Here is a 19,755-nt window from a genome sequence, read left to right as displayed (position 1 = left end):
AGCCTCGTTGCACTCGTCAGCTCCTACTGATAGTGTCCGGTTACGCCTCAATCCATCGAGGTCCGTGAAAACCCCGCCTTTTTGTGGCGGGGTTTTGCTTTTTTTGTGCAGAAGAAAGGAGTCTGCCAGGATCATGACCGCACCTTCCATCACCCTTACCCGTCTGGACGTACAGCGTCTGGAACGCCTGATCGACAGCCTTGATGAAACGCTGCCGGGCGTGATTGCGCTGCAAACCGAACTGGATCGCGCCGAGAACGTGGTGGGCCACGAAGAAGTGCCTGCCGATGTCGTGACCATGAACTCGCGCGTGCACTGTCGCGAAGAAAGCAGCGGCAAGGACTATCACCTGACGCTGGTTTATCCACAGGACGCGAACGCCGACGAAGGCCGGATCTCGATCCTGGCGCCAGTGGGCAGTGCGTTGCTGGGCCTGAAGGTCGGCCAGCACATCGACTGGCCGGCCCCGGGTGGCAAGACGCTGAAGCTGACGTTGCTGGAGGTCGAGTCGCAGCCGGTCAATGGCGGCGACTGCGCGTTCTGAACCCGTCTCAGACCTGGTTCAGTGCCTCGTTCAGGGCGCGTTCCAGGTCGGCCTTGTAGCGCAGGTACAAATTGCTTGAACAGGCGCCGTCGCCCACCAGGCCCGAGAGGTCCAGGTCGGTGATGTAGCAGCGATAGCGCTGGGCCTCGCGGCGCTGTTCGACGATCTCCCTGGCGACCACGCGGAACAGTTGGTCGCCATGCTCCAGTTCGGAAAACTCCTGCTGATCGCAGTACAGGGTGACGTGCACCTGCCCGTGCGCCGCTTTGCCGATGATCGCCTGCACGTCATAGAACGGCTTGTTGAGCAGCATCTGCGGGGCTTGCCGCGCTTCGATCCGTCGCGCCCGGCCGCTGCCTGAGGGCAATAACTGGTAGTACAGGGTTTCCAGGGTCTGCGGCTGGGCGGCATCCAGCGGCAGCAGGGCATCGCGACGGTAAAGCACCGACTGCAAAAAGCGTTGCAGCGGCACCAGCAGGCTTGGTTCGTCGTGATAAGGCACGTGTTGTTGCCACAGTGCGTTGAACTCGTCGAGCACGTACAGATTGGCCTCGTCTTCGTCGACGCGGTAGAACACCTGGATGCACTCGGGCTGGCCCATGGGCAGGATCAGCGCCAGGTCATGGTCCTCCAGGGCCATCGGGTCCAGGTGCAAGGGGCTGTAGGCCGTCAGTTCCTCGCCCAGGTAATCCATCAGCGCCGACAGGCTGCCCAACGCCACGTGATTGACCTGGCCGGGCACCAGCTCCAACACGTGATAGTGCTGCTGGACCTGAAGCAGATAGCGGTGATTGAGCCTGCTCAGCAGCAGGGTCTGCGCCGTGTCGATGACTTCTTCCACGCGCCGCGCAATGAATTGGGCGCGGTTGTGGCAGAAACAGCGCACCTGCAAGCGTGGCTGGTGCTGGGTGACGGGCAGGTCGTTGAGGTAATCGCGCAGGCAGTCGAGCAGGGCGTGTTCGCCGTCAAAACGGTTGACCAGCACCTCGTTCCAACTGTTGAGCGTGACCTGGTCGAGGGTCAGCACCAGGTTCTCCCGGACCCCGGCATAGCTCAGGGAGTCGGTGCGCTCGGTGGTCATCAGGATATTCAGGTCGCGGTGGTGCTTGAGCGGGTCGACGCCGACGTTCACCAGGATCAACACTTCGCTGGGTACGCTGGCGCGCAGCAACTGTGCTTCATCCACGGTGGTCAAGGGCAGGGCGATGGACTGTTGCAGGCTGCCCAGCAGATTGAACAGTTCGAACTCGCTCAGGTCGCTGTCGCCTGGGTGCAGCGCCAGGCGCGTGCTGCTGTCGATTACGCCGTTGCGATGGCACCAGGTCAGCAGTTCCAGCAGCTCGCGGCAGCGCTTGATCGGCGCGAAGTTCTCCCACTCCAGGGCGTTGAGGCTGCCGTTGTACAGCGCCCACTGGTTCTGCCCCGGTTCTTTCTTGTTGGGTGACTGGACCAGCGTCAGGGTGTCTTCGGCCAGGTCCGGCGCGATGCCAGGGTTGATGAACTCGACCTTGTCGGCCTTGCGCTCGAAGGCTGCATACAACCGCCGGCCAAGCACGTTGAGATCGCGCTTGTTGATCAGGCTGACGGTTTTCTCGGTGCGGGCGAACTGGGTCAGGAAGCGGTAGCTGTGGGTGAGTTCGTTGACCAGGGCCCGTCGCTCGTGGCTGACCTGGCGGACTTTCCATTGGCTGCGGCTGTCCAGCAGCGCCAGTTGACGCTGGTCCCAGCCCCATTCCCGGGCCAGTCGTTCGAGCAGTACCCGTTGCCAGCCACTGTTACGCGTCTGGCCGGTGAGCTTGCGATTGACCTTCAGGTACAGCGCGCGGCGGATCAACTCCAGGCGTTCGGATTCGCCGCGGGCATTGAGGTATTCCTCGATGCGGCGGTAGACCAGCATGTACGGGTCCAGCTCTTCGAGGTCCAGGCGATTGGCAAACACGGCCTGTTTGAAGCGCAGGCTCAGGCAGCGGACATTCGGGTGTTCACTGGCATAGACCTCGGTCAGCAGCAGCTTGAGCACGGACTTGTAGGGCGACTCGATACCTTTGAACAGCTGCCAGAGCCCGGCACCGACGAATTCGCCCGGCGGAATGTAGGCCAGGTGCCCCAGGTCCAGGGTTTCATCGGCGCGAATGAAACGCTTGGACATCAGCGTATGGGTGTACTGCTCATAGTTCTCTTCTTCGTAGACCGGCACGAGCCACCAGATCGGCGTGCGCCCGGCCAGCCAGATCGCGGTGCGGTAGAACTCGTCCAGCAGCAGGTAATGCTGGGTCGTGCCGCAATCGTCGGAACTGAGCTGGTTGTCCCGGTCACCCCTTACGAAGCGCGCCGGGTCGATCAGGAAAAAGTGGGCTTCGGCGCCCTGGGTCGCGGCCCAGATCTCCAGCAACTGGCATTTCTTGCGCAGCTCGGCCAGTTCATCGTCGCTCAGGTCCGGCCCGTGGCACACCCAAACGTCCATGTCGCTCTGGTCGGCCTGGGCCAGGGTGCCGAGGCTACCCATCAGGAATAGGCCAAGGATCGGCCGTGGCGGGTTGCTGCCGTGTCGGGGCTTATAGGAAAACGAACGGGTCAGTCGCTGGGCTTCGGCAAGGATATTGGCGTCAGGCTCGTAGTTCGACAGCCCGGCAGGCGTGCTGCCGGAAACGTAGCCGGGCAGCAGAGGATGGTTGACGTGAAAGAACAGCGGCAACAACGTCAGCACGCCTTGCTGGCGCGGCGACAGGCCTTCGAGGGCGCGCTCCATCCGTACGGTGTTGAGCTTGAGAAAACGTGCGCGCAACTGGCTCAAGACCTTGCGGTCGATTCCCTCGTCCAGATCGGGGCGTATTTCGTGATTGCGGGTCATGTCAGCTCAAACCGGCTCGCGGCGTCGAACGTGGGGGGTAATGGCAGTTTAGCGCCCGATCTTGGGAATTCTTAAGCTGAAAACGGAATTCGGAAGCCGGTTTTTTACGCAGGGCACCCGTGCGCCTGCGGAAATCCCGTAAAGGAGATTTCCGTGGGCGACAGGGGGGATCAGGCGGCTTCTTGCACGCTGAGTATCGTCAGGACGGTTTGTACGTTCTGGGCGGCATCCCGTCCCAGGCTGGTCAGGTAACCACCGTCGGGCTGGGTGATCAGTTCTTTTTCGAACAGGCGTTGGGCAGCGGCAATCGCTTTAGGGGCAGCGGTCTGATGAATTTTCAGGCCTTCCTGGGAACTGTCCAGGTTGAAGAGTGCGAGGATTTCCAGTTCGGCAACCAGCTCAGGGGTAAGCGACATAAGGACTCCAGACTTTCTAGGAATTGGTCGACAGCGACACTAAGGTGAGCGCACTCGGCCGGCCTGTCCAGTCTCAGTGTCATGCTTTTTTGCCTAAAAGCATTTTTTGTGGCCCGTAGAAGCTGCGTAGGAGCTGCGTAGGAGCTGTCGAGTGTAACGAGGCTGCGATCTTTCCCCTGACGCTTGAGTCTCAAGTGAAAGATCAAGATCAAGATCAAAAGATCGCAGCCTTCGGCAGCTCCTACAGGGCGCAGCCGAGCGGGAGCAAGCACCGTTCAGTTCTTTTCCGGCGGCAACTCAGGCAACGCGCGCAAGGCGGCTTCGTACCACTGGGTATCGAACGGGCGATCTTCTTCCAGGATCGCATCGATCTCCACCGCCAGCACATGGGCCATCAGGTTGAGGATTTCTTCGCGCTCGTAACCGACCAGGGTCAACTTGTTGAAAGTGGCCTTGGCCGCAGGCGGATTGTCACTTTCGATCTGGTTTTCGATGGCCTGGATCAGCGTGTTCTCGACGAATTCTTCTTCGTCATTGTCGATGTCGGTTGGCTCGCTCATGGCAGGCTCCTGGGAGAAAGGTCGCCAGTTTACCTGCATTCAGCGGCGTGATGCGCCTGGCAAGAAATACCCCGACGGTCTATAACGCAATGCTGCCAACCCCGCACGGCCTGGAGGCTTTGTAATGCTCGAGCTTTATGGTTTCTCTGTCAGTAACTATTACAACATGGTCAAGCTGGCGCTGTTGGAGAAGGGCCTGCCCTTCGAAGAAGTGCCGTTCTACCCCAACCAGACCGCCGAAGCGTGGGCCATCAGCCCGCGCGGGAAGGTGCCGGTGTTGAAAACCGAGCAGGGGTTTATCAACGAAACCAGCGTGATCCTCGAGTACATCGAGCAAACCCAGCCAGGCAAGGCCCTGCTGCCCAGTGACCCGTTCGAGCGGGCCCAGGTATTGGCCTTGTGCAGGGAGATCGAGTTGTACATCGAGTTGCCGGCGCGGGCTTGCTTCGCCGAGGCATTTTTCGGCATGACGGTGCCCGATGCCATCAAGGAAAAGAGCAAAGACGAATTGCGGCAGGGGTTCGCCTCGCTCGGTCGGCACGGCAAATTCGCGCCCTATGTGGCGGGCGATAGTCTGACCATTGCCGATCTGTATTTCTTCTACAGCGTCTCGCCGGCCTGCCAGGTGGGCAGGAAGTTGTTCGATATCGACCTGCTGGCAGACATGCCGGCGGCCAAGGCGCTGATGGAGCGCTTGGAGCAGAATCCGCATGTGCAGCGGATTGCGGCGGATAGAGAAGCAGCGATGCCGGCGTTTTTGGCGATGATCGCTGCCAAGAGGTGAGTTTTGTGGTGTTTTGAAGTGAGTCATCGCGAGCAGGCTCGCTCCCACATTTGATCTCCATGGCCACAAAATATGTGTTCACTGAAGATCCACTGTGGGAGCGAGCCTGCTCGCGATGCTTTTGGCTTTTAGCGGCTGGCGAGCAACGCCTGGCCGCGCACTACGGCTGCCTTGACCTGCGCCGGCGCGGTGCCGCCGATGTGGTCGCGGGCATTGACCGAGCCTTCGAGGGTCAGCACGGCAAACACATCCTGTTCGATCTGGTCGCTGAACCGGCGCAGTTCGTCCAGGCTCATTTCCGCCAGGTCCTTGCCGCTGTCCACGCCGTACTTCACGGCATGGCCGACGATTTCATGGCAGTCGCGGAACGGCAGGCCACGGCGCACCAGGTAATCGGCCAGGTCCGTAGCGGTGGAGAAGCCGCGCAGGGCCGCTTCGCGCATCACCGCGTGCTTGGGCTTGATGGCGGGGATCATGTCGGCGAAGGCCCGCAGCGAGTCGCGCAAGGTGTCGGCGGCGTCGAACAGCGGTTCCTTGTCTTCCTGGTTGTCCTTGTTGTAGGCCAGCGGCTGGCCTTTCATCAGGGTCAGCAGGCCCATCAATGCGCCGAACACCCGGCCGCTCTTGCCCCGCACCAGTTCCGGCACGTCGGGGTTTTTCTTTTGCGGCATGATCGAACTGCCGGTGCAGAAGCGGTCCGGCAGGTCAATGAACTGGAATTGCGCACTGGTCCACAGCACCAGCTCTTCGGAGAAACGCGACAGGTGCATCATCGCGATGCTCGCGGCGGCGCAGAATTCGATGGCGAAATCGCGGTCCGAGACGTTATCCAGCGAGTTGCCGCCCACGGCGTCGAAGCCCAGCAACTGCGCGGTGTATTCACGGTCGATCGGGTACGTGGTGCCGGCCAGCGCGGCGCTGCCCAGGGGCATGCGGTTGGTGCGCTTGCGGCAGTCCACCAGGCGCTCGTAGTCGCGGCTGAGCATTTCGAACCAGGCCAGCATGTGATGCCCAAACGTTACAGGTTGGGCGGTTTGCAGGTGCGTGAAGCCCGGCATGATGCTCTCGGCTTCGCGCTCGGCTTGCTCCAGCAGGCCTTTTTGCAGACGAGTGATTTCGGCCAGGATCAGGTCGATTTCATCGCGCAGCCACAGGCGGATGTCGGTGGCGACCTGGTCGTTGCGGCTGCGGCCGGTGTGCAGTTTCTTGCCCGTCACGCCGATGCGGTCGGTCAGGCGCGCTTCGATGTTCATGTGCACGTCTTCAAGGTCGACGCGCCAGTCGAACTGGCCGGCCTCGATTTCAGTCTCGATGGTCTTCAGGCCGTCGATGATGCTGTCGCGCTCGGCATCGGTCAGCACGCCGACCTTGGCCAGCATGGTGGCGTGGGCGATCGAGCCCATGATGTCGTGGCGATACAGGCGCTGGTCAAAGTTGACGGAGGCGGTGAAGCGGGCGACGAAGGCGTCGACGGGTTCACTGAAGCGGCCGCCCCAGGACTGATTGGTCTTGTCAGTGCTCATGAATTCGCTCGTGATCGGCTGTGGAAAAAGTAGCGGTTAAAGGCTGCGGCGGATGATAGCAGGGTTGCCGGGACTGGCGCTGGCACTGGTCGGCAGGTTTTTTCGACGCAAGCCTGGGATCCAACCGGGTTTTCCCGCAACGATATTTTTCGATTGAGCAATATTGAGCAATATCGTCGTGGCAACCGTCTACAGTGGACTGTAGGACTTTTGCTTTTTCCACCCATGGCGCAGCGGATATAGATAAGAAGGGGGTGCTCATATTGGTCAGATCGACAGTTAACAATCCCTACGGCGACGCCGTGCGACAACGGGCCTCGGGCATCGGTCGGCAAGCGCTGGTAAAGATAGGCAACCGCCTCGCGGCACTTTTTGGCCCTCGAACGAGTCTTAGCGTGGATCGCCGTGACGGATGTCACTTCCCCTGTCTACGCTATCCTTGTGCGAGACTCACGCAGGAATCCAGCGCAATATGAATGTCCTGATCGTTGATGACGAACCACTGGCCCGCGAGCGCCTGAGCCGAATGGTTGGCGAGCTCGAGGGTTACAGTGTCCTGGAGCCGAGCGCCACCAATGGCGACGAGGCATTGGCCCTTATTGACAGCCACAAGCCGGATATCGTGCTGCTCGACATTCGCATGCCTGGCCTGGACGGTCTGCAGGTTGCGGCGAAGTTGTGCGAACGAGAGTCGCCGCCTGCGGTGGTGTTCTGTACCACCCGGGACGATTTCCCTCCCGAGGTGTTGCAGGCCGGCGCCGTGGGCTACCTGGTCAAGCCCGTGGCGGCCGAGGCGTTGCTCGAAGCCTTGCGCAAGGCCGAGCGGCCCAACCGCGTGCAGTTGGCAGCGCTGACCCGTCCGGCCGCCGAAAGCGGCAGCGGCCCGCGCAGCCATATCAGTGCGCGCACCCGCAAAGGCATCGAGCTGATCCCGTTGAACCAGGTGGTCTATTTCATTGCCGACCACAAATACGTGACCTTGCGCCATGAGAGTGGCGAGGTGTTGTTGGATGAGCCACTCAAGGCCCTCGAAGACGAGTTCGGCGAACGTTTCGTACGCATCCATCGCAACGCCCTTGTGGCCCGCGAGCGGATCGAGCGTTTGCAGCGCACCCCCCTTGGGCATTTCCAACTGTTCCTCAAGGGCCTCAATGGCGATGCGCTGATTGTCAGCCGACGGCACGTGGCCGGCGTGCGCAAGATGATGCAGCAGCTTTAATGCAGCGGTCCAAGGCGTTCGATGCGTTTCATTTCGAGGATTTGGCGGCCAGGGAGGCCTTGGGGTCGTGATTCAAATCAAAGCGGTTTTGGCTGAGCTGTTATTATCTGCCGTATCTTTTAAGTACGGATTGATCCATGTCCCCTCGCGAGATCCGCATCGCCACCCGTAAAAGTGCCTTGGCCCTCTGGCAGGCCGAATACGTCAAAGCCCGCCTGGAAGCGGCCCATCCCGGCCTGATCGTGACCCTGGTGCCCATGGTCAGTCGCGGTGACAAGCTGCTGGATTCGCCGCTGTCGAAGATCGGCGGCAAGGGCCTGTTCGTCAAGGAACTGGAAACCGCGTTGCTGGACAACGAAGCCGACATCGCCGTGCATTCGATGAAAGACGTGCCCATGGACTTCCCCGAAGGCCTGGGCCTGTTCTGCATCTGCGAGCGGGAAGACCCACGCGATGCGTTCGTCTCCAACACGTTCTCCAGTCTTGACGCACTGCCTGCCGGGAGCGTGGTCGGCACTTCCAGCCTGCGTCGCCAGGCACAGTTGCTGACTCGCCGTCCGGACCTGCAAATCCGTTTCCTGCGCGGTAACGTCAATACGCGCCTGGCCAAGCTCGATGCCGGTGAGTACGACGCGATCATTCTCGCCGCCGCCGGCCTGATCCGCCTGGGCTTTGAAGATCGCATCACCTCGGCCATCAGCGTCGACGACAGCCTGCCGGCCGGTGGACAAGGGGCGGTGGGCATCGAGTGCCGCAGCGCCGACCGCGACATCCACGCCTTGCTGGCGCCGCTGCACCATGAAGACACCGCTACGCGGGTATTCGCCGAGCGCGCCCTCAACAAACACCTCAATGGCGGTTGCCAAGTGCCGATCGCCTGTTACGCCGTGCTGGAAGGCGAACAGGTCTGGTTGCGCGGCCTGGTGGGGGATCCCAACGGTGGCCGGCTGCTCAGCGCCGAAGCCCGGGCGCCGCGCCACGATGCCGAGGCGTTGGGCGTGCGGGTGGCCGAAGACCTGTTGAGCCAGGGCGCCGCCGACATTCTCAAGGCGGTCTACGGCGAGGCCGGCCACACGTGACGGGTTGGCGGCTGCTGCTCACCCGGCCGGCGGACGAGTCGTCGGCGCTGGCGGCTGTCCTGGCCGAAGCGGGGGTCTACAGCAGCAGCCTGCCCTTGCTGGATATCGAGCCGGTCCCGCTATCCGATGCCGGACGGGCGATATTCCAGGCGCTGGACCAATACTCTGCCGTGATCGTCGTCAGCAAACCGGCCGCACGCCTGTGCGTCGAGTTGCTGCGCCAGTACTGGCCCCAGCCTCCAGACCAACCATGGTTCAGCGTGGGCGCGGCCACCGGACAGATTCTCGTCGATGCCGGCCTCATGGTGTTTTATCCCGATAACGGCGATGACAGCGAAGCCTTGCTGGAACACTTGGTCTTGCGCCAGGCTGTTGCGCGGCCCGACCCCAAGGTGTTGATCGTGCGGGGCGAGGGCGGGCGTGGCTTGCTGGCAGAGCGTTTGCGCGAGCAAGGTGCTAGTGTCGATTATCTGGAATTGTACCGCCGCCACTTGCCCGATTACGGCGAAGGGGCGTTGCCGGCGAAAGTCGAAGCGGAACGCTTGAACGCACTGGTGGTCAGCAGTGGGCAGGGCTTCGAGCATCTGCAGCGGCTGGCCGGCGATGCGTGGCCGGCCCTGGCGCGGTTACCGTTGTTTGTTCCAAGCCCAAGGGTTGCCGAGATGGCGCGTGCCGCCGGGGCCCGAACAGTTGTGGATTGTCGTGGCGCCAATGCCGCGGCTTTGCTGGCGGCGTTACGGGAACACTCCGTGCCGTTTTCTAATGCAAAGGATGGATACGTGAGCGAAACAGCCTTGCCAAAAGAAGATCTAGACCAGCCAGCGATCGATGCGCCGGTTGAAACTCCGCCTCCAGTGGCGCCGCGTCGCGGTAACGGGTTGGCCATTGTTGCATTGCTGCTCGGGGCTGCTGGCGTGGCCGTGGGCGGTTGGGGCGTGTGGCAGGTGCGTCATCTGCAAACCAATAACCAGCAGCAGTCCGCCCAGGTCCAGGCACTGAATGACCAGGCCCAGAGCCTCAAGCTCAACGAGCAACGCCTGAGCGAGCGCCTGGCGCAATTGCCCCCGGCCGAAGAGCTGGAGGAGCGGCGGCGCCTGGTGGCCCAGTTGCAAAGTGACCAGCAGCACCTGAACCAGCGCCTGGAAACCGTGCTCGGTGCCAGCCGCAAGGATTGGCGCCTGGCGGAGGCCGAGCACTTGTTGCGCCTGGCCAGCCTGCGTCTTTCTGCCCTGCAGGACATCAATAGTGCCCAGGCGCTGGTCCAGGGGGCGGACGAAATCCTGCGCGAGCAGAACGACCCCGGTTCGTTCGCCGCCCGCGAGCAACTGGCCAAGACCCTCGCCGCGTTGCGCAGCACCGAGCAACCGGATCGCACCGGGCTGTTCCTGCAACTGGGCGCCTTGCGTGACCAGGTCCTGGAGCTGACCGAGCTGGCGCCCGAGTACAAGGACCGCGGTGAATCCCTGCTGGGCCTGACCGCCGACGGCGATGGCGCCAGTCGTTGGGCGCAGTGGTGGGACCAGATCTCGCGCTATATCCGTATCGACTTCAACGCCGATGAGAATGTTCGTCCGCTGCTGGCCGGGCAAAGCCTCGTGCAAGTGCGCCTGGCCTTGAGCCTGGCGCTGGAGCAGGCGCAATGGGCCGCCCTCAATGGTCAGGCGCCGGTCTACACCCAGGCGCTGACCGAGGCTCGGGACGTGTTGAAGAACAACTTCAACCAGGACAACCCGCAAAGCAAGATCATGCTCGAACGCGTGGGTGAGCTGTCCAAGCAGCCGGTGACGGTGGTCACCCCGGACCTGACGGGCACGCTGAGCAGCGTCCAGGCTTACCTTGAGCGCCGCGACCTCAATGCCCAGGAATCGGTCAAGCCGCTGCCCGCGCCTGGCGCGCAGGAGGCCACGCCATGAAGCGTCTCTACGTGATTCTGTTCGTGGTCATCGCTGCCGCTGCCTTGCTGGGCGTGGCGATTGCCGAGCATTCGGGTTACGTGCTGGTGGCGTACAAGAACTTCCGTTATGAAGCCGGCCTGTGGGTCACCCTGGCGCTGGTGGCGGTGCTCTGGCTGGTGTGGCGAGGCCTGAGGGCGCTGATCGGGCTGGTGACTACGTCCAGCGGCGTGGTCAACCCGTGGTCGCGGCGCAACCGCAGCCGGCGGGTGCAAGTGGCGATCGAGCACGGCCAGTTGGACCTGGCCGAAGGTCGCTGGGCCAGTGCCCAACGACACCTGCATCGTGCCGCCGAAGCCGAGCGCCAGCCGCTGCTGTATTACCTCGGTGCCGCCCGTGCGGCCAACGAACAAGGTCTCTACGAACAGAGCGACAGTTTGCTCGAGCGCGCCCTGGAGCGTCAGCCCCAGGCGGAACTGGCCATTGCCCTGACGCACGCGCAACTGCAGACGGACCGAGGCGACACCGACGGCGCGTTGACCACGCTGCAGGCCATGCATGAGCGTCATCCCCATAACGTCCAGGTCCTGCGCCAACTGCAACGACTGCATCAGCAGCGCGGCGACTGGTCGGCATTGATCCGGCTGTTGCCGGAGCTGCGCAAGGACAAGGTCCTGCCGCCAGCTGAACTGGCGGAACTGGAACGTCGTGCCTGGGGTGAAAACCTCACCCTGGCAGCCCACCGTGAGGAGGACGGCAGCGTCGGTTTGCAGTCGCTCAATCGCGCCTGGCAACAACTGACCTCCGCGCAGCGCCAGGAGTCGGCGCTGGTGCTGGCCTATGCCGAGCAGTTGCGCCAGTTGGGGGCCCAGGTCGAGGCCGAAGAGGTGCTGCGAAGTGCGCTCAAGCGTCACTACGACAGCCATCTGGCGCGCTTGTATGGGTTGGTTCGGGGCAATGATCCTGTCCGTCAGTTGCAAACGGCCGAAGGCTGGCTCAAGGATCATCCGGCTGATCCAAGCCTGCTGCTGACCCTGGGGCGCCTATGCCTGCAGAACAGTTTGTGGGGCAAGGCGCGGGACTATCTGGAGAGCAGCTTGCGCGTCCAACGCAACCCCGAAGCCTGTGCTGAACTGGCGCGATTGCTGGCGCAACTGGGCGATGCCGAGCGTAGCAACCAGTTGTTCCAGGAGGGATTGGGGCTGCTGGACGAGCGCCTGCTGGCCGCGCCGTTGCCGGTTCCGGCTCAGGTGTTGTCCACTTGAGAGGGGCATGATTCATTCTTGAAAATGGTATGAACCATTGTGGCGAGGGAGCTTGCTCCCGCTCGGCTGAGAGGCCTGTGGTGAATTGAAGATCGCCATCGCGAGCAAGCTCGCTCCCACATTTGATCCCTGGCCACCGTCAACCCCCTGTGGGAGCGAGCTTGCTCGCGATGACATCCCCCCAGGCAACCCAGAACCGGGTGCGAATACCGCCCTGGTTTTGGGGCTTTGGTCATGCCATCAGTAAAGTCCTACAGCCCATCGCGCTGAATCCTCTTTGGCCTGTCGGGAATTCCCTACATCCCTGGTGAAGTGTCTGCGCGGGCCTGCCTTGAAAGGCCCGAGGGCTTTCCTCTACCGTAACTGCTTGTCTCTTCTGTTACGGAACCGCCATGTCTTTGGCCAGCTCACGCTTCTTGTTTTTCATGGCTTCCATCGCCGCAGCCCTGGCTTTGGGCATCGCCACTTATCTGGAGTATTCGGTCGGCCTGACGCCTTGCAGCCTGTGTGTCTTGCAGCGGTTGTGCCTGATGCTGTTCCTGGCGAACAGCCTTGTGGCATGCGTACACGGTCCAGGCCAAAGAGGCAGTCTCTTCTATGGGGCGGCAGGGTTGGTTTTTGCGACGGGGGGAATGACCCTGGCAGGGCGCCAGGTCTTGATGCAAAGCCATTCGTTCGAGCCGTTTCCTGATTGTGTTGCCCAGCCCAAGCTGATGGATTCGTGGTGGTGCGCGTTGCATCGCGTCCTCGACGGCGCGGTCGATTGCGCGAATATCACCTGGACGCTGTTTGACCTGAGTATCCCCGAATGGAGCCTGTTGTTTTTTCTCGCGGTGTCCAGCGCGATGGCCTATCTACTGCTGCGCCTTGCCTGGAGTGCTCTGGTACGACCGCTCAGCGGCGATACGTCGCAGATGCTCCGGGCCGTGGATTAAACACTTGTATGAACATTATCTCCTGCGTACCTTGAAGCCATTGTCGTGCGGGCATAATCTGGCCCGCACGTGTTATTGGAATTGTGTCGCTCGATCATGTTGTGTCTGGCTTGTCCCTGATCATCAGGCGTGCACAGGCTGCGAGTGGCATGACTCACAAGGGAAGAAATCACCATGCTCGAAAGTTGTCAGAATGCTCAGGAACGCTGGGGTGGGGTGCATCTGCTGATCGATCGCTGGCTGCAGGAGCGTCACGAACTGGTTCGGGCCTACGATGCCCTCGGCGATAAGCCTGAAGCGCTGAGCGAAAGCCGCAAACCCTTGCAGGAGTTCTGCGGTGTGCTGGTCGACTATGTGTCTGCCGGTCATTTCGAGATCTACGAACAACTGACGGGCGAGGCCAAGGCCTTCAACGACAAGCGCGGCCTGGAACTCGCCGAGCAGATCTACCCGCGCATCGACGTCATCACCGAAAAGCTGCTGGCGTTCAACGATCTGTGCGATGAAGGCAAGTGCGTAGCGGAAAAATTCAAGGAGCTGGGCGGCTTGCTGCACGAGCGTTTCGAACTGGAAGACTGCCTGATCGAAGTGCTGCACAACGCTCACAAGGAAGAAGCCGCGGTCCAGGCCTGACGGTTTCGCGGTCATGAAAAAACGGTGCGCATTGCGCACCGTTTTTTATTGGGTCAGCGTCAGGTCGTCGCGCCCAGCAATTCGATTTCAAACACCAGTGGCGTGAATGGCGGGATCACATCTCCCGCCCCTTCGGCGCCATAGGCCAGGGTCGACGGAATCACCAGCCGCCATTTTGCGCCTACCGGCATTTGCGGCAATGCACTGCGCCAGCCGTCAATCACGCTGTCGAGGTTGAACCACTGCGCCTGGTGGTTGGAATCGAATACGGTGCCGTCCGGCAAACGACCGGTATACAGCACCTGGACCTTGCCGTGAGGGCCGGCCTTCGCGCCGTGGCCTGGCTTGATCTCGGTCAGCAGGATGCCGTCTGCGAGTTGCTGGACGCCGGGACGGTTCTTTTCTTCATTGAGAAATTTCTGCTCCGTTTTCAACGCGGCGTCGATCTGTGGTGTTGTCGATTGAGAATTCAGTTGTGCCTGGTGCTCGGCCAGGATCTGTTCGATGCGTTCATCCTTGAGGGCCAGCGGCTTGCCCAGGTAGGCCTGTTGCAAGCCTTCGACCAAGGCTTTGATCTGCAGGTCCGGCACGTCCTGGCGCAGGCGTTCGCCGAGGCTCGCGCCCAGGCTGTAAGCCAAATCGTGGGCATCGTTTGCGCTGGGTTTTTCAACGGCCTGGACCGTGGAGCAAACCATGCACAGGAATAAAAACAGGTGACGCGACATGTCTGCTCTCCGGCCTCGAATCGAGGAATTATGCCAGTGCCGATATCTATAGCGGTGGATTGCCAAGGCACTGGCGCAGAAGATTTTTCGTCCCTTGCAACGCAACGTCTTGTGTACTGTCAACATGCCCTAGCGGCGGTTGAAGCAGAGGTCTAGTATGAGCCGCACTCACGTCAGTCAGGAGGTAAACCATGTCGGCCACCAAGAAGCCTGTAAACACTCCGTTGCACTTGCTCCAACAACTCTCGGGCAGCTTGCTCGAACATCTGGAAAATGCCTGCTCCCAAGCCCTGGCTGATGCTGAAAAACTGCTCGCCAAACTTGAAAAACAACGCGGCAAAGCGCAAGAAAAACTGCATAAGTCGCGCACCAAATTGCAAGACGCAGCCACCGCTGGCAAGGCCAAGGCACAAGCCAAGGCCAAAGAGGTCGTGAAAGAACTCGAAGACCTGCTCGATGCCTTGAAGGATCGTCAGTCCGAGACCCGCACCTACATTCTGCAACTCAAGCGTGATGCCCAGGAAAGCCTGAAACTGGCCCAGGGTGTCGGTCGTGTTCAAGAAGCCGCAGGCAAGGCGCTGACGCTTCGTGCTGCCAAGCCTGCCGCTGTATCGGCCAAGAAGCCGGCGGCTAAACCCGTAGCGACAAAAGCTGCGGCCAAAGTCACTGCCAAGCCTGCTGCCAAACCGGTCGCTGCCAGTGCTGCAAAACCTGCGGCAAAAAAACCAGTCGTCAAAGCGGCGGCCAAGCCTGCCGTAAAAACGGCGGCCGCTAAACCTGCTGCCGTCAAGCCCGCTGTAAAAGCTGCTGCAAAACCAGCCGCCAAACCTGCGGCAAAAGCTGCTGCAAAACCAGCGGCAAAAGCTGCAGTCAAACCTGCCGCTAAAACCGCCGCCGCCAAACCTGCCGCGACGAAAACCGCTGCCGCTAAACCTGCTGCCAAAGCGGCGGTAAAAGCCACTGCAAAACCTGCTACCGCCAAGCCTGCTGCCAAACCAGCAGTGAAGCCTGCGGCAACCAAAACGGCTGCGGCCAAGCCCGCTGCGAAAACGGCTGCCAAGCCAGTCGCTGCCAAAGCACCCGCCAAAGTAGCGGCTAAACCCGCTGCCAAACCCGCTGCGGCAAAACCGGCTGCCAAGCCAGCTGTTGCGAAGCCGGCCGCTGCAAAACCTGCCGCCAAGCCAGCGGCCAAGCCTGCCGTGAAAAAGCCAGCTGCCGCAAAACCTGCGACTGCGCCAGCCGTCAAGCCAGCGACACCGGCTCCGACCGCGGCACCGGCTCCAACCGCCAGCACTCCGGCCGCGGCGACCAGCCCATCCGCCGCCGTTGCGCCGAGCAGCAGCACCCCAACCAGCGCTTCCTAAGTGCCGGACACCGCGACGCGCAGCTGATGCAGCGCGTCGCGGCTCGCTGGCCCGGCATTCGCCGCCAGCCCTTGCAGCCATTGCGCTGAATCGTTCTGTTGTGTCCCGGGCCAATCCTTGGCCAGTGCTTCCAATCGCTCCAGCAATTGCCGTTCGGCTGCCAACTCCAGTTGTTTGACTTGCTCGCGCAGGCCATTGAGTGCCGTGTCCTGGAGGGCACTGGTTTTCCATTGGCGACGAAGCGTGCGCAGTGGCCGCACCACCTCGGCATCCCAAGGCTCGGCCAATCGTCGAAGCTGCTGCAGCCTGTGTTCATTGCAGGCCACGCCGCGCTGCGCCAGCCACAGGCCGCACAGCAGCAGGCAGACGTTGGCGCCGGCGTCTTGTGACGCCAGGCAGGCGGGCTCTACGCCAGGCTTGGCATAGAGGTCGAGGGAAAAGCTCCACAGGTCTGGGGACATCGTGCTACTCGCGCCAGTTGCGAGCGAAGCTGGTAGACTCCGCCGCCATTATGATCCGACTTCAGAACCTGACTTTACAGCGTGGCCCGCAACGTCTGCTAGAAGACGCCGAGCTGACCCTGCACGCCGGCCACAAAGCCGGCCTCATCGGTGCCAACGGCGCCGGCAAATCGAGCCTGTTCGCCTTGCTGCGAGGTGAGCTGCACCCGGACTCGGGTGATTGTCTGTTGCCGGCTGATTGGCGCATCGCCCACATGCGCCAGGAGGTCGACACCCTCGAGCGCCTGGCGGTGGACTACGTGCTCGATGGCGACCTGCGCCTGCGCCAGGTACAACGCAACCTGGCTGCGGCCGAAGCGACCCACGACGGTGCCGCACAGGCCCGCCTGCACGCGGAACTCGACAGCGCCGACGGCTACACCGCCGATGCCCGTGCGCGCAAATTGCTCGCCGGCCTGGGCTTTACCAATGAGCAGATGGATCGCCAGGTCGGAGACTTCTCCGGTGGCTGGCGGATGCGCCTGAACCTGGCCCAGGCCTTGATGTGTCCTTCGGATCTGCTGTTGCTCGATGAGCCGACCAACCACTTGGACCTCGACGCCATCATCTGGCTCGAAGACTGGCTCAAGAGTTACCCGGGCACGCTGCTGCTGATTTCCCACGACCGTGATTTCCTCGACGCGGTGGTGGATCACGTGGCCCATGTCGATCAGCGCAAGCTCACCTTGTACCGCGGCGGCTACAGCGCCTTCGAGCGCGCGCGTGCCGAACGCCTGGCCCAGCAACAGCAGGCCTACGAGAAGCAACAGGCGCAACGTGCGCACATGGAAAGCTACATCGCCCGCTTCAAGGCCCAGGCCACCAAGGCCCGCCAGGCCCAAAGCCGGATCAAGGCGCTGGAGCGGATGGAAGAGTTGTCGGCGGCCCACGTCGATTCGCCGTTCGATTTTGTCTTCCGCGAATCGACCAAGATTTCCAGCCCGTTGATCGACCTGTCCGACGCGCGCCTGGGCTATGGCGACAAGACCGTGCTGGAGAAGGTCAAGCTGCAACTGACCCCGGGTGCGCGGATCGGTCTGCTGGGGCCCAACGGTGCCGGTAAATCGACCCTGATCAAGAACCTTTCCGGCGAACTCGAGCCTCTGGCCGGGCGCCTGACCCGGGGCGAGAACACGGTGGTCGGCTACTTCGCCCAGCATCAGCTCGACTCCCTGGATTCCAAGGCCAGCCCGCTGTTGCACCTGCAACGCCTGGCACCGACCGAGCGCGAGCAGGTCTTGCGCGATTTTCTCGGCGGTTTCGATTTCCGCGGGGCGCGCATCGACGAACCGGTGCTGAATTTCTCCGGTGGCGAAAAGGCGCGCCTGGCGCTGGCATTGATCGCCTGGGGCCGGCCAAACCTGTTGCTGCTCGACGAACCGACCAACCACCTGGACCTGGAGATGCGCCTGGCCCTGACCATGGCCTTACAGGAATTCAGTGGCGCGGTACTGGTGGTGTCCCACGATCGGCATTTGCTCAAGAGCACCACGGATAATTTCTTCCTGGTGGCCGACGGCAAGGTCGAGGAGTTCGACGGCGACCTGGAAGACTACGCCCGTTGGCTGGTGGAATACCGTCAGCGCAACGCGCCGGTCAGCAGCACGCCGGTCAACCCGGACAAGACCGACAAGAAAGCCCAGCGCCAGGCCGCGGCCGCATTGCGCCAGCAACTGGCGCCGCACAAGCGTGAGGCCGACAAACTCGAAGCCGAGTTGGGCAAGCTGCATGAAAAACTGCAAAAGATCGAAACCAGCCTTGGCGACAGTGGTCTCTACGAGGCGGCGCGCAAGGATGAGTTGCGCGACCTGCTGGCCGAGCAGGCCAAGCTGAAGGTTCGGGAAGCGGAGCTCGAGGAGGCGTGGATGCAAGCGCTGGAACTGCTGGAAAACCTGCAAGCGGAGCTGGAGGCGTTGTCCTGATGGAAGCGTTGGCGCTGCCTGTACCCGTCATGTGGATCGAACCGATCTGGCTGGGCGTGCAAATCCTGCTGATCCTGCTGGCCGGTTATGTTGCGCAGCGTGTCGTGGCGCGGACCCTTACAGGCCTGGGTGAGCGTTACCCGTTCCCACCCCAACTGGTCATTATCCTGCGGGGTGTGCTGCGCTGGCTGATCATGGGCACTGCGGTGCTGGTGGTGCTCGAACGCTTGGGCGTCTCGGCCACGGTGCTGTGGACTGCACTGTCGGGCTTCGTTGCGGTGGCAGCGGTGGCGTTCTTTGCCATCTGGAGCGTGCTGTCGAACCTGTTCTGCGCCGTTTTGATCTACACCGTCGGCCCGTTTCGCCTGGGCGATGTGGTCGAACTGGTGGACACCACCGACAAGCCCGGCATCAAGGGGCGCGTGGTGGCGATCAATCTGCTGTACACCACGCTGATCGAGCCCGAGGAACTCGGCACCGGCAGCGCCATGGTGCAAGTGCCCAACAGCCTGTTCTTCCAGCGTTCGGTGCGGCGCTGGCGCGGCAGCGAGGCGTTTCCGGTGGGTGGTTTCGTCGAATAACGCATAGGGCCGCTTCGCGGCCCAGCGGGAGCAAGCTCCCTCGCCACGGTTCATACCGGCTCAATTGCTTGTGCAAAAAAACGGTGGTCAACGGCCTGGTGGCGCATTAGCTTAGTCGTTTCGACGAATTCGAGCCGGGGAGTGCAATGGTGCTGGAAACATGGCTGGCGTTTTTCGCTGCGTGCTGGGTGATCAGTCTTTCGCCGGGTGCCGGCGCTATTGCATCGATGTCCAGCGGGCTGCGCTATGGCTTCTGGCGTGGTTACTGGAACGCCTTGGGCCTGCAATTGGGGCTGGCCTCGCAAATCGTGGTCGTCGCCGCCGGTGTTGGCGCGATTCTTACGGCGTCGGCCACTGCGTTCTATGCAATCAAATGGTTCGGCGTGGCCTACCTGGTCTACCTGGGTGTCAAACAGTGGCGCGCCATTCCCGGTGAAATGACTGACGATACGGGCCCGCGGCCTATCGGCAAGCCCTTGGCCCTGGTGTTTCGCGGCTTCCTGGTCAACATCAGCAACCCCAAGGCGCTGGTGTTCATGCTGGCGGTGTTGCCGCAGTTCATCAATCCCCATGCCCCGTTGATCCAGCAATACCTGATCCTGGGTGTCACCATGGTCGTCGTCGACCTCATCGTCATGGCCGGGTACACCGGGCTGGCGTCCAAAGTCTTGCGGCTGTTGCGCACCCCGAAACAGCAGCGGCGAATGAACCGTGCCTTTGCGGGTATGTTCATTGGCGCGGCGGGTTTGCTGGCGACGATCAGAAAGGCCGCTGCATAAAGCACGGCCTGCGGCGAGGTAGCTTTTGTAGGTGGCTTTTGTGGCGAGGGAGTCCCCGCCGCGTCGCCGACGCTGCGCTGTCGCGCAGCAAACAAGTGCTCGGCTTAAGATTGGGTGCGCGCGGGGAAAGAGGCCGTAGCTATCACTGGTGTGTCAGCACCCGCGAGGGAGAGTGGCCGGCAC

Annotated in this window: 18 protein-coding genes and 2 pseudogenes; 14 read left to right on the top strand and 6 right to left on the bottom strand. The window is 61.9% G+C overall.

All coding sequences use genetic code 11. The features are described from left to right. The first annotated feature begins 133 nt into the window (after nucleotides 1-133). Nucleotides 134-544, top strand: a complete 411-nt coding sequence (gene rnk, locus AB4Z20_RS15000; RefSeq protein ID WP_014340819.1) for a nucleoside diphosphate kinase regulator — start codon at nucleotides 134-136, stop codon at nucleotides 542-544. 7 nt (nucleotides 545-551) lie between these two features. Here rnk and AB4Z20_RS14995 read toward each other — a convergent pair whose 3' ends face one another. The 3 genes from AB4Z20_RS14995 to AB4Z20_RS14985 form a co-directional block, all read right to left on the bottom strand. Beyond that, nucleotides 552-3,395, bottom strand: a complete 2,844-nt coding sequence (locus AB4Z20_RS14995; RefSeq protein WP_320389615.1) for a class I adenylate cyclase — start codon at nucleotides 3,393-3,395, stop codon at nucleotides 552-554. Between the two features lie 170 nt (nucleotides 3,396-3,565). Continuing rightward, complete coding sequence (locus AB4Z20_RS14990) at nucleotides 3,566-3,811, bottom strand: TIGR02647 family protein (protein ID WP_003206789.1); 246 nt, start codon at nucleotides 3,809-3,811, stop codon at nucleotides 3,566-3,568. A 275-nt stretch (nucleotides 3,812-4,086) separates the two neighbouring features. Next, the gene (locus AB4Z20_RS14985; RefSeq protein ID WP_060740097.1) at nucleotides 4,087-4,371 is read right to left on the bottom strand and encodes a hypothetical protein; all 285 of its coding nucleotides are present in this window, start codon (nucleotides 4,369-4,371) and stop codon (nucleotides 4,087-4,089) included. 124 nt (nucleotides 4,372-4,495) lie between these two features. Between AB4Z20_RS14985 and AB4Z20_RS14980 the strand changes: the two genes are divergently transcribed. Further along, nucleotides 4,496-5,155: a glutathione S-transferase family protein gene (locus AB4Z20_RS14980; RefSeq protein ID WP_253470338.1), complete on the top strand. Its 660-nt coding sequence runs from the start codon at nucleotides 4,496-4,498 to the stop codon at nucleotides 5,153-5,155. Nucleotides 5,156-5,283: 128 nt separating this feature from the next. Here the strand turns inward: AB4Z20_RS14980 and argH are convergent, their stop codons facing one another. Next, nucleotides 5,284-6,678: an argininosuccinate lyase gene (gene argH, locus AB4Z20_RS14975; protein WP_214510085.1), complete on the bottom strand. Its 1,395-nt coding sequence runs from the start codon at nucleotides 6,676-6,678 to the stop codon at nucleotides 5,284-5,286. Nucleotides 6,679-6,953: 275 nt separating this feature from the next. On the opposite strand from argH, the pseudogene AB4Z20_RS14970 reads away from it, so the two are divergent. The 8 genes and pseudogenes from AB4Z20_RS14970 to AB4Z20_RS14935 form a co-directional block, all read left to right on the top strand. Further along, nucleotides 6,954-7,154: pseudogene (locus tag AB4Z20_RS14970) on the top strand (sensor histidine kinase); the annotation flags it as partial. After that, a complete protein-coding gene (locus tag AB4Z20_RS14965; RefSeq protein WP_214510084.1) occupies nucleotides 7,151-7,897 on the top strand; it encodes a LytR/AlgR family response regulator transcription factor in 747 nt (248 codons plus the stop codon). The pseudogene AB4Z20_RS14970 and the gene AB4Z20_RS14965, both read left to right, overlap by 4 nt. 137 nt (nucleotides 7,898-8,034) lie before the next feature. Beyond that, on the top strand, nucleotides 8,035-8,976 hold the full coding sequence (gene hemC, locus AB4Z20_RS14960; RefSeq protein ID WP_442090164.1) for a hydroxymethylbilane synthase: 942 nt from the start codon (nucleotides 8,035-8,037) through the stop codon (nucleotides 8,974-8,976). Then, nucleotides 8,973-9,719 (top strand): annotated as a pseudogene (locus tag AB4Z20_RS14955) (uroporphyrinogen-III synthase); the annotation flags it as partial. The gene hemC and the pseudogene AB4Z20_RS14955, both read left to right, overlap by 4 nt. 36 nt (nucleotides 9,720-9,755) lie before the next feature. Further along, nucleotides 9,756-10,889: a uroporphyrinogen-III C-methyltransferase gene (locus AB4Z20_RS14950; RefSeq protein WP_253478339.1), complete on the top strand. Its 1,134-nt coding sequence runs from the start codon at nucleotides 9,756-9,758 to the stop codon at nucleotides 10,887-10,889. Further along, nucleotides 10,886-12,133: a heme biosynthesis protein HemY gene (locus AB4Z20_RS14945; RefSeq protein WP_214510082.1), complete on the top strand. Its 1,248-nt coding sequence runs from the start codon at nucleotides 10,886-10,888 to the stop codon at nucleotides 12,131-12,133. Before AB4Z20_RS14950 ends, AB4Z20_RS14945 begins: the two co-directional genes overlap by 4 nt. A 392-nt stretch (nucleotides 12,134-12,525) precedes the next feature. After that, nucleotides 12,526-13,068, top strand: coding sequence for a disulfide bond formation protein B (locus AB4Z20_RS14940; protein WP_253470330.1), 543 nt, complete (start codon nucleotides 12,526-12,528; stop codon nucleotides 13,066-13,068). Nucleotides 13,069-13,242: 174 nt separating this feature from the next. Beyond that, nucleotides 13,243-13,701 (top strand): Rsd/AlgQ family anti-sigma factor, encoded by a 459-nt coding sequence (locus tag AB4Z20_RS14935; RefSeq protein WP_003206770.1) that lies wholly within the window; start codon nucleotides 13,243-13,245, stop codon nucleotides 13,699-13,701. A 59-nt stretch (nucleotides 13,702-13,760) separates the two neighbouring features. Here AB4Z20_RS14935 and AB4Z20_RS14930 read toward each other — a convergent pair whose 3' ends face one another. Beyond that, nucleotides 13,761-14,426, bottom strand: coding sequence for an FKBP-type peptidyl-prolyl cis-trans isomerase (locus AB4Z20_RS14930; protein WP_253470329.1), 666 nt, complete (start codon nucleotides 14,424-14,426; stop codon nucleotides 13,761-13,763). Between the two features lie 191 nt (nucleotides 14,427-14,617). On the opposite strand from AB4Z20_RS14930, the gene AB4Z20_RS14925 reads away from it, so the two are divergent. Next, nucleotides 14,618-15,790: an AlgP family protein gene (locus AB4Z20_RS14925; protein ID WP_442090163.1), complete on the top strand. Its 1,173-nt coding sequence runs from the start codon at nucleotides 14,618-14,620 to the stop codon at nucleotides 15,788-15,790. On the opposite strand, the gene AB4Z20_RS14920 is transcribed toward AB4Z20_RS14925, so the two are convergent. Then, nucleotides 15,787-16,251, bottom strand: a complete 465-nt coding sequence (locus tag AB4Z20_RS14920) for a TIGR02444 family protein (protein ID WP_253470327.1) — start codon at nucleotides 16,249-16,251, stop codon at nucleotides 15,787-15,789. The genes AB4Z20_RS14925 and AB4Z20_RS14920 overlap by 4 nt on opposite strands. A gap of 50 nt (nucleotides 16,252-16,301) precedes the next feature. On the opposite strand from AB4Z20_RS14920, the gene AB4Z20_RS14915 reads away from it, so the two are divergent. From AB4Z20_RS14915 to rhtB, 3 genes are all read left to right on the top strand, one after another. Next, nucleotides 16,302-18,212: an ATP-binding cassette domain-containing protein gene (locus AB4Z20_RS14915; protein WP_442090162.1), complete on the top strand. Its 1,911-nt coding sequence runs from the start codon at nucleotides 16,302-16,304 to the stop codon at nucleotides 18,210-18,212. Beyond that, nucleotides 18,212-18,793: a mechanosensitive ion channel family protein gene (locus AB4Z20_RS14910; protein WP_212798107.1), complete on the top strand. Its 582-nt coding sequence runs from the start codon at nucleotides 18,212-18,214 to the stop codon at nucleotides 18,791-18,793. Before AB4Z20_RS14915 ends, AB4Z20_RS14910 begins: the two co-directional genes overlap by 1 nt. Nucleotides 18,794-18,939: 146 nt before the next feature. Then, nucleotides 18,940-19,572, top strand: coding sequence for a homoserine/homoserine lactone efflux protein (rhtB, locus tag AB4Z20_RS14905; RefSeq protein ID WP_214510076.1), 633 nt, complete (start codon nucleotides 18,940-18,942; stop codon nucleotides 19,570-19,572). Nucleotides 19,573-19,755 lie beyond the last annotated feature (183 nt).

The sequence above is a fragment of the Pseudomonas sp. KB_12 genome, from assembly GCF_052114545.1.
GTDB lineage: Bacteria > Pseudomonadota > Gammaproteobacteria > Pseudomonadales > Pseudomonadaceae > Aquipseudomonas > Aquipseudomonas brassicacearum.
The sequence above is the reverse complement of the archived record's forward strand: the minus strand, read 5'-3'. Positions and strand labels throughout refer to the sequence as shown.